Source organism: Acidipropionibacterium jensenii (assembly GCF_005890135.1).
Classification (GTDB): Bacteria; Actinomycetota; Actinomycetes; order Propionibacteriales; family Propionibacteriaceae; genus Acidipropionibacterium; species Acidipropionibacterium jensenii.
In genome coordinates this window covers 1852128-1867067 of record NZ_CP040635.1, presented here as the reverse complement: position 1 = coordinate 1867067, position 14940 = coordinate 1852128, and the positions used below count along the sequence as shown (strand labels likewise).

Annotated in this window: 11 protein-coding genes; 6 read left to right on the top strand and 5 right to left on the bottom strand. The window is 68.9% G+C overall.

What is annotated here, in order from left to right; translation table 11 throughout:
* Positions 1 to 9: 9 nt before the first annotated feature.
* On the bottom strand, positions 10 to 1461 hold the full coding sequence (locus FEZ32_RS08265; protein WP_138680896.1) for a DEAD/DEAH box helicase: 1452 nt from the start codon (positions 1459 to 1461) through the stop codon (positions 10 to 12).
* Positions 1462 to 2794: 1333 nt separating this feature from the next.
* Between FEZ32_RS08265 and FEZ32_RS08260 the strand changes: the two genes are divergently transcribed.
* The gene (locus FEZ32_RS08260) at positions 2795 to 3946 is read left to right on the top strand and encodes a glycosyltransferase family 4 protein (protein WP_138680392.1); all 1152 of its coding nucleotides are present in this window, start codon (positions 2795 to 2797) and stop codon (positions 3944 to 3946) included.
* 34 nt (positions 3947 to 3980) lie between these two features.
* On the opposite strand, the gene FEZ32_RS08255 is transcribed toward FEZ32_RS08260, so the two are convergent.
* Positions 3981 to 5438 (bottom strand): bifunctional ADP-dependent NAD(P)H-hydrate dehydratase/NAD(P)H-hydrate epimerase, encoded by a 1458-nt coding sequence (locus FEZ32_RS08255; protein ID WP_138680391.1) that lies wholly within the window; start codon positions 5436 to 5438, stop codon positions 3981 to 3983.
* Positions 5439 to 5730: 292 nt separating this feature from the next.
* Here FEZ32_RS08255 and FEZ32_RS08250 point away from each other — a divergent pair, with 292 nt between their 5' ends.
* From FEZ32_RS08250 to FEZ32_RS08235, 5 genes are all read left to right on the top strand, one after another.
* Positions 5731 to 7896 carry an alpha-galactosidase gene (locus FEZ32_RS08250; protein ID WP_138680390.1) on the top strand — a complete coding sequence of 722 codons (2166 nt, stop codon included), beginning with the start codon at positions 5731 to 5733 and terminating at the stop codon, positions 7894 to 7896.
* Positions 7897 to 8020: 124 nt separating this feature from the next.
* Positions 8021 to 8860, top strand: coding sequence for a carbohydrate ABC transporter permease (locus tag FEZ32_RS08245; protein ID WP_232020922.1), 840 nt, complete (start codon positions 8021 to 8023; stop codon positions 8858 to 8860).
* A 10-nt stretch (positions 8861 to 8870) separates the two neighbouring features.
* On the top strand, positions 8871 to 9623 hold the full coding sequence (locus FEZ32_RS08240) for a carbohydrate ABC transporter permease (RefSeq protein ID WP_244937830.1): 753 nt from the start codon (positions 8871 to 8873) through the stop codon (positions 9621 to 9623).
* Positions 9623 to 9817, top strand: coding sequence for an ABC transporter permease family protein (locus tag FEZ32_RS13955; protein ID WP_244937829.1), 195 nt, complete (start codon positions 9623 to 9625; stop codon positions 9815 to 9817). Before FEZ32_RS08240 ends, FEZ32_RS13955 begins: the two co-directional genes overlap by 1 nt.
* A gap of 7 nt (positions 9818 to 9824) precedes the next feature.
* The gene (locus tag FEZ32_RS08235) at positions 9825 to 11177 is read left to right on the top strand and encodes an ABC transporter substrate-binding protein (protein ID WP_138680389.1); all 1353 of its coding nucleotides are present in this window, start codon (positions 9825 to 9827) and stop codon (positions 11175 to 11177) included.
* A 142-nt stretch (positions 11178 to 11319) separates the two neighbouring features.
* On the opposite strand, the gene FEZ32_RS08230 is transcribed toward FEZ32_RS08235, so the two are convergent.
* The 3 genes from FEZ32_RS08230 to glmS all read right to left on the bottom strand — a co-directional run bounded on the left by FEZ32_RS08230 (position 11320) and on the right by glmS (position 14830).
* Positions 11320 to 12468 carry an ROK family protein gene (locus FEZ32_RS08230; protein ID WP_138680388.1) on the bottom strand — a complete coding sequence of 383 codons (1149 nt, stop codon included), beginning with the start codon at positions 12466 to 12468 and terminating at the stop codon, positions 11320 to 11322.
* A 10-nt stretch (positions 12469 to 12478) separates the two neighbouring features.
* Positions 12479 to 12832, bottom strand: a complete 354-nt coding sequence (locus FEZ32_RS08225; RefSeq protein ID WP_138680387.1) for a holo-ACP synthase — start codon at positions 12830 to 12832, stop codon at positions 12479 to 12481.
* Positions 12833 to 12982: 150 nt separating this feature from the next.
* Positions 12983 to 14830 (bottom strand): glutamine--fructose-6-phosphate transaminase (isomerizing), encoded by a 1848-nt coding sequence (glmS, locus tag FEZ32_RS08220; protein ID WP_028702572.1) that lies wholly within the window; start codon positions 14828 to 14830, stop codon positions 12983 to 12985.
* Positions 14831 to 14940 lie beyond the last annotated feature (110 nt).

Here is a 14940-nt window from a genome sequence, read left to right as displayed (position 1 = left end):
GTAGCGGTCTCACCAGGTCTCGGAGCCGGAGCGCCCGTAGCGACGCTCGCGGTCGTCGCGCGACGCGTTGCGGTCGCGACGCGGTCCACGACGGTCGTCGTAAGAGCCGCGTCCACCGCGGTCCCCACGGCCACCGCGGTCACGGCCACCACGGCCACCGCCGTAGGAGTCCTTGCGACGTCCCTTGCGGGAGTGCTGCTGGCGAGGAGCCACCAGCGCGTCGAAGGCCTCCTGGGCGATCGGCTCGCCGCTGACCGGCTGGCAGTCGGCGATCTCGGCGAGATTCTCCCCACCGAGCCTCACCTCGGCCTCCACCGGCTTGACGCCGGCGCCGCGGAACAGCCGCGACATCGCCCTGCGCTGGTGCGGCAGCACCATCGAGAGGACGACGCCCTTGTGGCCGGCCCGGGCGGTCCGCCCGGAGCGGTGCAGGTAGTCCTTGGAGTTCATCGGCGGGTCGACCTGGAGGACCAGGGTGACGTCGTCGACGTCGATCCCGCGGGCCGCCACGTCGGTGGCCACCAGGACCGGCAGGGAGCCGTCCTTGAAGGCCTTGAGCACCCGGGCCCGGGCGCCCTGGGTGAGTCCGCCGTGCAGCGCACCGGCCATCACGCCGGCGTCGCGCATCTGCTCGGCCATCCGGGATGCGCCGCGCTGGGTGCGGGCGAAGACGATGGTGTGGCCGGGCCGGTTGGCGATCTCGCACATCACCGAGACCTTCTCATGGGGCTTGACCTGGAGGCTGTAGTGGACGGCCGTCGAGACCGCCCCCTTCTCCGGGTCGATCTCGTGGGTCACGGGGTCGTGCAGGTAGCGCTTGACGAGCTTGCCGACCGCCTCATCGAGGGTGGCCGAGAACAGCAGGTGCTGGGCCTCGCCGGGAACCGCGTCCAGGATGGCCGAGACGGCCGGCATGAAGCCGAGATCGGCCATGTGGTCGGCCTCGTCCAGGACGACGACCTCGACACCGGACAGATCGGCGTCACCGGTCTCCAGCAGGTCGACCAGCCGGCCGGGGGTGGCGACGACGAGGTCGACCCCCTTGCGGAAGGCGCGGGTCTGCGGGCCGTAGCCCATGCCACCGGCGATCAGGATGGTCGACATGTTCATCGCGGAGGCCAGCGGGGACAGCACGTCGGCGATCTGCATGGCCAGCTCGCGGGTGGGCGAGAGGATGAGGGCGCGCGGCCGCTTGTCGGGACGCTCGGCGGCGGCCAGGCGGGTCAGCACCGGCACCCCGAAGGCCAGGGTCTTGCCCGAGCCGGTGGAGGCCCGGCCCAGCAGGTCGCGCCCGGCGATGGCGTCGGGGATGGCGGCGATCTGGATCCGGAACGGGGCGTCGATGCCGGTGGCCTTGAGGGCGGCGACGATCCGGTCCGGGACGCCGAGGGCGGAGAAGCCGCCCTCGTGGTCGATGGTGGAGGTGTCCAGATCGGTCAGCTCGGCGGCCGACCACTCCATCTGGTCCTCATTGCCGGCAGCGGACTGGTCGGCGCCGTCGTGGTCGCGGAACCCGCCGCGGTCCTTGCTGAAGCCGCGGTCCTTGTTGTAGCCGTGCTCCTTGAAACCGTGGTCGCGCGATCCGTGGTCATCGAAGCTCCGCTTGAAGCCGTGCTCCTGGGAGCCGTGGTCCCCGCGGTAGCCGCCGCGACGCTCGTCACGGTCGCCGTACCGGTCGTGGCCGCGGTCGCCGTAGTCGCGACGTCCTCCGTCGCGGAAGTCGCGTCCGCCGGACCGGCGGTCATCGCCGTCCCGGTTCCACGAGTCACGGCCCGAGGACCTGGAGCCACGACGGTCGTAGGAGCGGTCGCCGCCACGGTCGTCGTCGTTCCAACCGCCACGACGGTCCTTGTTGAATCCGCCCTTGCGGTAACCGCCCTTGGAGAACCCGTCCCGGCCGTAACGGTCAGTGTGGAAGCCGCCCTTGCGATATCCCTCGGAACCGCGACGATCCCTGTCGTAGGGACGACCACCGCGGCGATCCTCGGAGCCGCGACCGTTGTCGTCACGGTCCCAGGAGTCCTCGCGTCGGGAGTCGTAGCGCCGCGACCCGCCGCGACGGTCGAAGGAACGGCCGCCGGACCGGCCGTCGCGGTCATAGCGGCCACCGCTGCGACCCTGACGGTCATCGCGGTCTGCGAACCGGGACTCGCGGTGATCGGGCTGGTCATCGGAGCGCGGGGACCAGGACTGGAAGGTGCGACCCTCACGGTCGGTGTGGCCGCCCTCGTGGGACTTCCCGTAGGACTTGCCCGAGTTGTACGACTTCCCGCCGCGGGTGTGCGGCTTGTGCCCCTTGGCGGCGCGCTCGGCCGATGTCCAGCGCTTCTTGGGGGTGCCGTCGGCCTTGTAGGACTTCGGCTTGCGATTCTGTGAACTCACGTGTGTCACCTCATGACGCGGCACAGCGCAGGGCGACGAGCCCGGCAGCAGTGCGATTCGATAACGTCGACCCGAGATCCCGCGATGGCACGGACTCATATGGAGATCCCTGTGGATCTCCATCGCGAAGAGCTGCCAGTAATTGGGAGAGTCGCGGACGATCTGTGTCGTCCGCCCAGGCCCCGGGTTCGGGACGCATCGAGCAACTGAACGCATCATGGGCTCGTCGTGCGCAGCGCCCGCATCGGTGTGCGGACGACACGGCGAGCCGTGGTCAACTCGCCCAAATATACGGCACCGGGCACTTTGGACCAAATCCCGCGCACCCCGACCCGCACTGTTCACCGATGTCGCCCCGGGCGGCCACCGCCAGTACTCGATTCGCCACCGAGGGCCCATTACCATCCAGGGTGTGCGGGTAGCGATCATCAGTGAGTCGTTCCTCCCCCAGGTCAATGGGGTGACGAACTCCATTCTGCGTGTCCTGGAGTACCTGCGCGCCCACGGCCACCAGGCGGTGGTGCTGGCACCGGGCGACCCCGCGGTGGCCCCCAAGGAGTACGCCGGGTTCCCCGTCCTCACCCTGTCATCGGTGACCTGGCCGGGGTACCAGGACGTCCGGGTCTCGACCACCCCGCAGTGGACCCTGGAGCGCTACCTCAACGAGTTCTCCCCCGACGTCGTCCACCTGGCCAGCCCCTTCATGATCGGCTACAAGGGGGCGCTGGCCGCGGCCACCCTGGGCATCCCGGCGATCGCGATCTACCAGACCGACATCCCCAGCTACGCGGCCCGGTACGGGATCGGGCACCTCGAGTTCTACGGCTGGTACCGGGTCCGCCAGATCCACTCCCTGATGGTCGCCACCTACGCCCCCTCGACCTACTCCCGTGACCAGCTCGTCGCCCACGGCGTGCCGCGGGTCGGCATCTGGGGCCGAGGGGTGGACAAGGTGAGGTTCAACCCGGCGAAACGGTCCCGGGCGCTGCACGACCAGTGGGCCCCCCGGGGGGAGACGGTGATCGGCTACATGGGCCGGCTCGCCTCCGAGAAGCGGGTCGAGGACATGATCCATCTGGTCGGCATCCCGGGCACCAGGATCGTCATCGTCGGGCACGGCCCGCAGCGCGAGTCCCTGGAGAAGGAGATGCCCGACGCCGTCTTCTGCGGCGGGCTCTACGGCGAGGACCTGCCCCGTGCGCTGGCCTCGATGGACGTCTTCTGCTCCACCGGCGAGCTGGAGACCTTCTGCCAGGCGGTCCAGGAGGCCAAGGCCAGCGGTCTGCCGGTGGTGAGCCCGCGCCGCGGCGGCCCGATCGATCTCATCGACCCCTCGCGGACCGGCTGGCTGTACGAGCCGGGGAACATGACCGAGTTCCGGGAGCGGGTGACCGATCTGGTCGGCGACCCCTTCAAGCGGGAGGCGATGGGGCGCGCCGCCCGGGCCTCGATCGAGGACCGCACCTGGGACCACCTGTGCGCCGAGCTGATGGACCACTACCGCGAGGCGATCCGGCTGGGCAGCCTCGCCGCCGCGCGCAGCGACGACCGAAGCAACGCCTGATCCTGCCCGTAGCGGCTGATCCGCCCGCGCCGGATCAGGCCGAGAAGCTCCGCTCCACCGCCCCGACGGGCCCCGGTGCGCCCAGCCGGCCGATCACCTCGGGGAACCGGTCGGCGAGCTGATCGGGGGACCACGGCCCGGGACTGAGGATCGCGGCCAGGGCCTGCAGCCCGGCACCGGCCAGACCGGCATCCCTGGCCGACAGCCCGGCGGCCAGCAGGGTGCCGCAGATCCCGGCAAGGGTGTCCCCCGAACCGGCCTGGGCGGTCCATGCCGGTCCGGGCAGGGCAGCGCTGATCTGCTGATCGGGGGTGGCCACCCACTGGATCGCACCCTTGAGCAGGACGGTCGCCCCGAACATCCGGGCCCCCGCCAGACAGGAACCACGCCGGTCGGCCTCCACCTCGGCCCTGTCGATCCCGAGCATCCTCGCCAACTCGCCGGCGTGCGGGGTGAGCAGACATCCCTCCGGGATCCGACGCGGCAGCACGGCCAGGGCGTCGGCGTCCACCACGACCGGGACGCCGTCGGCCAGCCGCCGGTCCAGCCGCGCGGCATTGCCGGCGTCGTCCCCCCATCCCGACCCGACCACCCAGGCCTGGACCCGTCCGGCCGCGCACACCACGCTGGGCGTCCGGTCCATCACGTGCTGTCGGACGGCGTCGGGGCCGACGCAGCGCACCATTCCGGCTCCGGAGCGCAGTGCCCCCAGCACGCCGAGGACCCCGGCCCCCGGGTACTGCGCCGACCCGGTGTCGCACCCGACGACCCCCCGCGAGTACTTGTCATTGGCCGGACCCGGAACCGGCCACAGGTCGGCGAGGTCGGTCACCGAGGTGATCTGGTCGGCGTCGGGGACGGTGACGCCGATGTCGGCGAGGATCACCCGTCCGCAGCAGGCGGCCGCCGGCCGGGCCAGATGGCACCACTTCCGGGATGCGAAGGTGACGGTGGTGCGGGCGTGCACGCAGCGCACCACCTCTCCCGAGTCGGCGGACAGGCCCGAGGGCAGATCGACCGCCAGCACCGGGGTGTCGGCCCCGGCCAGGGCCTCGTCCAGCCGGGCCAGGCAGTCCGGTATCGAGGGCCGCCCCCCGATCCCCAGGACCGCGTCGATGGCCAGGTCGTAGTGCCGGTCCAGGGCATCGACGGGGCTCACCTCCCCGCATCCGGCCTCCTGGGCGGCGGCCGCCCCCGCCTCGTGGAGGGATCCGAGGACCGGGCAGACGTCGACCACCCAGCCGTCGCGGCACAGCTCGGCGGCCGCGAAGAGGCCGTCGGCGCCGTTGTTGCCCGTCCCCGCCATCACCAGCACCCGCTGCTGGGCGATCCACTCGGCGGACTCCTCGAGGGGCTCGTCCCCCAGCAGCATCGTGACCGCGGTGGTCGCCACGGCGTGGGCGGCCACCGCCATCAGGTCGGCTCCCGGATGGGCGTCGAAAAAGGCGCGTTCGGCGGTTCGCATCTGTTCGGCGGTGCACACGGTGGTCATCGGGCTTCCTCTCCGGGGCGGGCTCCCCCAGCCTAATTTCCCGGCCCCGTTCCGCGGTCTCTCCGGCCCACTCGGGCGCGCCGGAGGCCCGTGTGTCCCCGCGTCGGGGGACCGCGGGTGGCAATCGGAGCCAAAGGGTTCCCAGGACCACGGATCTGGGTTAATCTTGATCCGTAATTTTCTTCTATGGAAGAGAATTGCGGATCCGGGGCAACGCGGTCCCGGTTCCTCACCTTCTGACCCGCATGTCGCCAGCCGACCCGGGCCACCGGAACGCCCCCAAGGATCAGCAATGACCGATGCACTCATCCACCTCCGCGCGGCGGGGGTATCCCTTCTCCTGAGCACCCCGGCCGACCAGGCCGTGGGCATCGTCCACTGGGGCACCGATCTGGGCCCGCTCACCGCGGATGGCGCGGCGGCAGTGGCCACCAGCGTCGTCGAGCCGCTCGGCGGCAATGCCGTGGACGTGCCGATCCACCGTGCCCTGCTCCCCCAGCTGGCCGACGGCTGGCTGGGACGTCCGGGCATCGAGGGATCCCGCCCCGACGGATCGGACTTCACCCCCCGCTTCCGCACCACCGGGATGAGCCTCGACGACTCCGCGGTGAGCGGCTTCCACGAGGCCGGGGCGGCCACCGTCGTGGCCCTCGCCGAGGACACCGAGGCCGGGCTGCGCACCGAGACGACCATCGAGATGACCGCCCAGGGGCTGGTGCGGATCGCCACCACCCTCACCAACACCGGCTCCGAGGCATTTGTCCTGGAAGGCCTTCAGCACTGCCTGCCGATCCCCGTCGACGCCGACGAGATGCTGGACTTCGCGGGTCACTGGGGCCTGGAGAGATTCCCCCAACGCACCCCGATCGGCACCGGCACCCACCTGCGGGAGAACCGCCGTGGCCGCACCGGATCCGACTCCGCCTATGTCATGCAGGCCGGCACCCCCGGATTCTCCTTCCAGCAGGGAGAGGTCTGGGCCGCCCACCTGGCCTGGTCCGGCAACCACCGCCACTACGTGGAACGGCAGGCCAACGGGTTCGGCGTGATCGGCGCCGGGGAACTGCTGCTGCCCGGTGAGGCCCGCATCGCCCCCGGCGAGTCCTACACCAGCCCCGACCTCTACGCGAACCACGCGCACGGCCTGGACGGCATCGCCCACCGGTTCCACCACTTCGTCCGCGAGGACCTGCATCCGCTGTCGACCGACCGACCGGTCACCATCAACGTCTGGGAGGCCGTCGAGTTCGACCACCGGATCGGCAAGCTCCTGGAGCTGGCCGAGATCGCCGCCTCGATCGGCGTCGAGCGGTACGTCCTGGACGACGGCTGGTTCGGCTCCCGGCGCGACGACACCTCGGGACTCGGGGACTGGACGGTCTCCCCCGACGCCTGGCCCCAGGGCCTCGACCCGCTGGTCGACCGGGTGCGCTCCCTGGGGATGCAGTTCGGTCTGTGGTTCGAGCCCGAGATGATCAACGAGGACTCCGACCTGGCCCGCGCCCATCCCGACTGGATCATGGCCCCCGGCAAGCGGATGCCGCTCACCTGGCGCAACCAGCAGGTGCTCAACCTGTCGATCCCCGAGGCCTGGGAGCACACCCTCGAGGCCATCTCCAAGGTCATCGCGGAGTACCACCTCGACTACATCAAGTGGGACCACAACCGCGACCTCATCGAGTCCGCCACCCGGGCCAACGGCGCCGCCGCCACCCATGCCCAGACCCTCGCCGTCTACCGGATGTTCGACGTCCTCAATGAGCGGTTCCCCGATGTGGAGATCGAGTCCTGCTCCTCGGGCGGCGGCCGGGTGGACCTGGGGGTCATCAAGCGCTGCTCGCGGATCTGGGTCTCGGACTGCATCGACTCCCTGGAGCGCCAGACGATGATGCGCTGGACGGCCCAGCTGCTCCCCCTGGAGTTCCTCGGCAGCCACATCGCCTCCAGCCCCTCCCAGACCACCGGACGTCGTCACAGCCTCGGCTTCCGCGCGGCCACCGCCGTGTTCGGCCACCTGGGCATCGAGTGGGACATCACCGAGACCACCGAGGAGGAGCGCCGCGAGCTGGCCGGCTGGATCGACTTCTACAAGAAGCACCGGGACCTGCTGTTCAGCGGAGACCTGACCAGCGTCGACCGCGCCGAGGACAGCCTGCAGATCTGCGGTGTGGTCGCCAAAGACCGCTCCGAGGCGCTGTTCAGCATCGTCTCGATGCGCCGCTCCCCACTCTCCCCGCGGGGCATGGTGCGACTGTCCGGACTGGACGCCGACCGGACCTACCGGGTCGTCCCGGTGATCATCGGGGAGGAGCCCGGCGGACTGATCCGGCCCCCGTGGTTCGGCGACCAGGACCGCGGGATCGAGCTGCCCGGTTCGGCCCTGATGGCGTCGGGTCTGCACAGCCCCTGCCTGTACCCCGAGCAGGCCGTCGTACTCCAGCTCACCGCGATCGACTGATCGTCACCTGCTGGCATCCCATCCATCCACGACAGAAAGAGCAATGATGTCGACAACGGCTTCAAAGGTGCGGCCGGGTCACAGACCGCACCTCACATCCACGTCCGACCTGCCGCTGGCGCTGGTGTTCATCGCGCCCGCCGCGGTCGGACTGATCGTCTTCCTCATCCGTCCGCTCATCATGGGCATCTACTACAGCTTCACCAACTTCAACGTCCTCACCCCGCCACACTGGGCCGGCCTGAAGAACTACGCGGAGCTGTTCGCCGATGACCGGTTCTGGAACTCCCTGAGCGTCACCGTCGAGTACGTCATCATCAACATCGGGGCCCAGACCATCCTGGCCGTGCTCATCGCGGCCCTGATGCACCGGCTCACGAAGTCCACCTGGGTGCGCTCCTTCGTGCTGACCCCCTACCTGGTCTCCAATGTCGTCACCGCCCTGGTGTTCCTGTGGATGCTCGACACCCAGCTCGGCATCGTCAACCACGTCATCACCTCACTGGGTGGAAGTGCGGTCGGATTCTGGACCACCGAGTCTACCGTGATCCCCACCGTCGCCCTGGTCAACGTGTGGCGGAACATGGGATACACCGCCCTGCTGATCTTCGCCGGTCTCCAGGGCATCCCGGAGAACCTCTACGAGGCGGGCCGCACCGATGGGGCCACCGAGTCTCAGATGTTTTTCCGGATCACCCTGCCGCTGCTGCGGCCGATCCTGGCTCTGGTGCTCATCATGACGATCATCGGCTCCTTCCAGGTCTTCGACACGGTGGCGGTGGCCACCTCCGGAGGTCCCGCGGACGCCTCGAACGTGCTGCAGATGTACATCTACCAGAAGGCCTTCGGGGAGTTCGACTTCGGCTACGCCTCCGCGCTGTCGGTGGCCCTCATGATCATTCTCGTCATCATCACCGCCATCCAGTACAAGGTCACTCGCGCCGGCGAGACCGACCTGGACTGAGGAGATCACCATGGCTACCGTCTCTCTGACCGGCGCTGCGAGCGCCACCACCGCCCCCATCACCCAGAAGGTCCATCACAAGCGGACCGTGACCCCCGGCAAGGTGGTCGGCTGGGTGTTCATGGTGATCATCCTGTTCATCACCCTGTTCCCCTTCTACTGGATCCTGCGCACCGCCCTGTCCAGCAATGCCCTGCTGGCCACCCGCCCCGGCTTCTTCGGGCCGGTGGGCACCAATATGGGCGGCTTCGCCCGCGTCTTCGGCGCCCAGGACGTCGCCACCGCCGTCTCCCAGGGAGGGTCGGGTGCCAGCATCAACTTCTGGCGCTACCTGATCAACTCCCTGATCGTGGCGACGGTCATCACCCTGGTCCAGACGCTGAGCTGCGCGATGGCCTCCTACGCCTTCGCACGGCTGCGCTGGAAGGGTCGCAACCTCGTCTTCAGCATCTTCCTGGCGGCGATGATGATCCCGAGCATCTTCACCTTCCTGCCGAACTTCATCCTGATGAAGCAGCTCCACCTCATCGACACCCTGCTGGGCATCATGCTCCCCACCATGCTGATCTCCCCCTTCGCGGTGTTCTTCCTGCGGCAGTTCTTCATGAACATCTCCCGCGAGGTGGAGGAGGCCGCCCTCATCGACGGCGCCTCCAAGACCGTGGTGTTCTGGAAGCTCATCCTGCCGATGGCCAGCGCACCGATGTTCACCCTGGGGCTGCTACCTACATCACCGCCTGGAACGACTACTTCTGGCCGTTGATGGTCTCCTACACGGACTCCTCGAGGGTGCTCAACGTCGCCCTGGGCGTGTTCCGTGCCCAGTCCCCCCAGTCGGGCGTCGACTGGTCGGGTCTGATGGCGGCGACCCTGGTGTCGGCCCTGCCGATGCTCATCCTGTTCGCCTGCTTCGCCAAGCGAATCGTCAACTCCATCGGTTTCACCGGGATCAAGTGAGGTTGCCATGTCTCTGAGAAGACCATCGATCCGACGCGCTCTCACCGCGACCCTGGCCGCCTGCATGATCGGAGTCACCGGCTGCTCCTCCCAGGCGGGCGGCAAGACCTCCATCGACTACTGGCTGTGGGACGCCAACCAGCTGCCGAGCTACGCCAAGTGCATCGCCAAGTTCGAGGACAAGAACCCCGACATCAATGTCCGGATCAACCAGCTCGGATGGAGCGACTACTGGACCAAGCTCACCGCCAGCTTCGTCGCCGACTCCGCCCCCGACGTCTTCACCAACCACCTCGGGCGCTACCCCGAGCTGGTGAAGCTCGGCGTCCTGCAGCCCCTCGACGAGCTGCCGGAGCTCAAGTCGATCAAGGACACCGACTACGAGCCGGGGCTGGCGAAGCTGTGGACGGGTTCGGACGGACACCGCTACGGCGTCCCGAAGGACTACGACACCGTCTCGATCATGTACGACAAGACCAAGCTGCAGGCGGCCGGGATCACCGACGCCGAGCTCGCCAGTGCCACCTGGAACCCCACTGACGGTGGCTCCTTCGAGAAGATCCTCGCCAAGCTCACCGTCGACAAGAACGGCAAGCGCGGCGACCAGAAGGGGTTTGACAAGACCAACGTCAAACAGTACGGGCTGGGTGTCGACAAGAACTTCGACTACACCGGCCAGACGAACTGGTCCCCCTTCGCTCTGTCGACCGGCTGGTACTACACCAACAAGCCGACCTGGGGAACGGAGTTCAACTACGACAACCAGCAGTTCCAGAACTCCCTGGGCTGGTACGTGGGACTGTCCAAGAAGGGCTACATGCCCAGGTACGGACAGTTCGGCCAGAGCGTGACGACAGACCAGCAGTTGGCCTCCGGGCAGGTGGCGCTGTCACTCAACGGCTCCTGGATGCTGCGCATCTACGCCAACCTCACGACCGTCAAGCTCGGCATCTCGCCGCTGCCCAGCGGCCCCGTTGGGCACCCGGTCTCGCTGTACAACGGCCTGGGCGACTCGATCTCGAAGTTCTCCAAGCACAAGACGGAGGCCGCGAAACTGGTCGCCTTCCTGGGCTCGGACGACTGCCAGAACATCGTCGGGACCGACGCGGTGGTGTTCCCGGCCCGACCCGCCGGCACCGCAAAGGCCATCGAGACCTACCGGCAGAAGGGCCTGGACGTCACCCCCTTCACCGACCGGGTGAAGAAGGGTCAGACGGCCCTGTACCCACTCGTGTACCACGGTTCGGAGATCTCCTCGCTGATGCAGCCGACCCTGGACTCGGTGTGGATCGGCAGCACGCCGGTCTCCGCCCTCACCGGGGTGAACACGAAGGTCAACGCGATCCTGGCCGGGAAGTAGCGTCTCGGCATGGAAGCACGCCCCACAAGCACGGCCCCGGAGGACACTCCTGCGGGGCCGGTGCTGGGAGACCACCGGCCCCGCAGATCCCGTAGCACCTGTGTGCAGCGGATCTGCTGCGGCACCGAGAGCTCGGCTGCCCTCAGACCCGCAGCAGTTCCTCCACCGCGATGACCGCGGCTCCTCGGGCCCAGTCGCCCAGCTCCCAGTCGGCGATGTGGATCGGGATGGTGCGCTGCAGGGGGGCGACCAGGCCCGCCATCCGGGCCGCTAGGTGATCGGTCACCGGGGTGAGCAGGGGGCTGAGCTCCCCTCCCAGCAGAATCAGCTGCGGGTCGGTGAAACTCACCAGGGAGGCCAACAGCGGCACCAGTCGGGCGACCACCCAGTCGGCCACCTCCAGGGCCTGAGGGTCCCCCGACTCGGCCGACCGGATCAAGGCGTCCAGATCGGCGGGCAGATCGCGGGCCGCGCACTGCTCGAGGATCGCCAGAGTGTTGAGAAGCCTGCCCCCCGGCTGGAGACGGCCGTCCTCGTCCAGGGTCGTCATCCACTGGCTCAGCCCGGCCTCGCCGGTGGCCCCGGTCACCGCATGACCGTGGTCGACAATGCACGCCCCGACCCCCTCCCCCAGTGTGACCATGATGAAGGATCCGACATGACGGCCTACCCCGATGCGTCGCTCCATCTCGACCAAGCTGCGAAGGTCGTTCTCGACGTGCACCGGGATGCCGAGCTCCCGCTCTATGTCGGCAACCAGATCCTGGCCCGGGGTGGCCTCCAGAGCCGATGAGAGGACCAAGGTCCGGCGGTCGCGGGCGATCGTCCCACCGACACCCAGCCCCAGACCGACGACCGGCCGGTCGGCGTCCAGACGCCGCGCCATCTCCAGGCAGCCGGTGGCAATCCACTGAGCGGTGGTCGCCGGGATCCGGGTCTCGCCACGGGCGAGCACATCGCCCATCAGATTCGCCCGGCAGCCCAGCACCCAGCCTGGAACCACCTTGCAGCCGATGACATTGAGCTCGTCGGCCCGCGCGGAGACCGGCTGGAGGGGCCTTCCCACCGTCCCCGAGACGACGGCCGGCCCGATCTCGGCCAGCCCCTCGGTGGTCAGGGTGCGCACCGCCTTGGTCACCGAACTGGTGGTCACCCCCAGTCGGTCGGCCAGCCTGGTGCGCGCGGTCGGACCGTCGGTGAGCAGAACGTCGAGCACCCGCCGGGCGACGTTCCCCTGGGTCCCGAGAACTCGGTGCCAGGGAGAGTCCGGGGAGCGTGGATCGATGAACATGGGTCTGCGGTCAGCGCCCCTCGCACACCACGAGGGCGACGGCCAGACCTGCGTCGTGGCTGAGCGACAGGTGCACCGCCGCGATGCCACGCTCACGAGCCACCTCGGCGACCCGGCCGCGCAGCGCGAAGGAGGGTGCACCGGTCTGGCCAACCGTCACCTCGGCATCGGCCCAGCTGAGTCCCCGCGGCCCACCGAGAGCCTTGTGGAGGGCCTCCTTGGCGGCGAAACGAGCGGCCTGGGACTGCGCCGGACGGCCGGCCTCCTGGGCGCTCAGGACGCGTCGGGCCAGCCCGGGATGACGAGCCAGGGCAGCCTGCCACCTGGACACCTCGCAGACGTCCACCCCGATGCCGAGAATCACGGTTCCAAATCTACGCGGTCAGTGGGAGGGACTCTGTCACCCGGGCGGGGCAGGTGGACCAGGGCGGGGCTGAACCGGGAAAGGAACGCAACAAGGGCCGGAGAGCACCGGGGGCAGGGCAGGATGCTCCGTCCTGCCCCCGGCCCGGGGTCACTCCACGGTGACGGACTTCGCCAGGTTGCGGGGCTGGTCGACATCGTGGCCCTTGGCGGTGGCCAGCTCGCAGGCGAAGGCTTGGAGCGGCACGGCGGCCACCAACGGCTGGAGCAGGGTCGAGCACCTCGGCAGGGTGAAGAGGGTGTCGGCGAAGGCCTCGACGGCGGTGTCCCCCTCCTCGGCCAGCACGATGGTGCGGGCACCGCGCGCCCTGATCTCCTCGATGTTGGAGACCACCTTGTCGTGCAGCTGGTCGCGGCCCTGCGGGGGCACCACGACGAAGACCGGGGTGCCCTCCTCGATGACGGCGATCGCCCCGTGCTTGAGCTCGCCGGCGGCGAATCCCTCGGCATGCAGGTAGGCGATCTCCTTGAGCTTCAGCGCCCCCTCGAGGGCCACCGGGTAGCCGACGTGGCGGCCGAGGAAGAACACCGCGTCCTCGTCCTTGGCCATCTCGCGAGCCAGCTCGTAGACCGGCTCGATTCCGTCCAGCACCTTCTGGATCTTGTCGGGCATGGTTTCCAACTCGTCGAGCAGGGACCGGATCTCGTCGCCGTACTTCATCCCCCGCACCTGGGCCAGGTAGAGGCCCAGCAGGTAGCAGGCGACCACCTGGGTGAGGAATCCCTTGGTGGAGGCCACCCCGATCTCCGGGCCGGCGTGGGTGTAGATGGCCGCGTCGGACTCGCGGGGAATGGTGGCGCCGTTGGTGTTGCAGATCGCGATGACCCGGGCGCCCTGCTCGCGGGCGTGCCGGATGGCCATCAGGGTGTCGGCGGTCTCACCGGACTGGGAGATGGTGATGACCAGGGTCATCGGGTCGATGATCGGGTCGCGGTAGCGGAACTCGCTGGCCAGCTCCACCTCGCAGGCCACCCTGGTCCAGTGCTCGATGGCGTACTTGGCGACCATCCCGGCGTAGAAGGCCGAACCGCAGGCCACGATGACGATCTTGTTGATCCTGCGCAGCTCCTCCGGGGAGATCCGCACCTCGTCCAGCACGAGGTCGCCGCGGTCGGTCCACCGGCCCAGCAGGGTGTCGGCGACGGCCTTGGGCTGCTCGAAGATCTCCTTGCGCATGAACCAGTCGTAGCCCTGCTTCTCGGCTGCCGAGAGGTCCCAGTCGACGTGGTAGGGGCGCCCCTCGGAGGGGTTGCCGTCGAAATCGGTGATGGTGACCGAGTCGGAGGTGATGGTGACGACCTGGTCCTGACCGAGCTCGAGGGCGTCGCGGGTGTGCTCGATGAAGGCCGCGACGTCGGAGGCGAGGAAGTTCTCCCCCTTGCCCAGGCCGACCACCAGCGGAGAGTTGCGGCGGGCGGCGACGACCACGTCGGGCTCCCCGGCGTTGACCGCGACCAGGGTGAACGCACCGGTCAGCCGGGAGGCGACGTGCTGCATCGCCACGGCGAGGCTGGCACCCGCGGCGACCTCCTGGCCCAGCAGGTGGGCCGCAACCTCGGTGTCGGTGTCGGAGGTGAAGGTCACACCCTCGGCGATCAGTTCGGCGCGCAGGCTGGCGAAGTTCTCGATGATGCCGTTGTGGACGACGGCGACCCTGCCGTCGGAGGAGACGTGGGGGTGAGCATTGGCGTCGGTGGGTGCACCGTGGGTGGCCCACCGGGTGTGCCCGATGCCCTGGGTGGAGGGGGGCAGGGGATGGGCCTCGAGGTCAGCGCAGAGATTGGCCAACTTGCCCGACTTCTTGTCCCAGTAGAGTGTGTTGTCGGCGACCACCGCAAGGCCCGCGGAGTCGTAGCCGCGGTACTCAAGCCGTGTGAGCCCCTCAATGATGATGTCGCGAGCCTGTCTGGGGCCGCAATAACCTACAATTCCGCACATGGCAAGAAACGTACAGCAGAGCTGAGCGTTCTGGCCAGCCGGGACACACCGAACGGTCACATCGACACCGACCGCACTCGACGCTACCCGGATCGGGGCGGCCGGTTCCA

Coding starts and splice junctions, on each gene's coding strand:
- FEZ32_RS08265 (WP_138680896.1), bottom strand. CDS start 1,461: ATGGAGTGGTCGGCCGCCGAGCTGACCGATCTGGACACCTCCACCATC.
- FEZ32_RS08255 (WP_138680391.1), bottom strand. CDS start 5,438: ATGACCACCGTGTGCACCGCCGAACAGATGCGAACCGCCGAACGCGCC.
- FEZ32_RS08250 (WP_138680390.1), top strand. CDS start 5,731: ATGACCGATGCACTCATCCACCTCCGCGCGGCGGGGGTATCCCTTCTC.
- FEZ32_RS08240 (WP_244937830.1), top strand. CDS start 8,871: ATGGCTACCGTCTCTCTGACCGGCGCTGCGAGCGCCACCACCGCCCCC.
- FEZ32_RS13955 (WP_244937829.1), top strand. CDS start 9,623: ATGGTCTCCTACACGGACTCCTCGAGGGTGCTCAACGTCGCCCTGGGC.
- FEZ32_RS08235 (WP_138680389.1), top strand. CDS start 9,825: ATGTCTCTGAGAAGACCATCGATCCGACGCGCTCTCACCGCGACCCTG.
- FEZ32_RS08230 (WP_138680388.1), bottom strand. CDS start 12,468: ATGTTCATCGATCCACGCTCCCCGGACTCTCCCTGGCACCGAGTTCTC.
- glmS (WP_028702572.1), bottom strand. CDS start 14,830: ATGTGCGGAATTGTAGGTTATTGCGGCCCCAGACAGGCTCGCGACATC.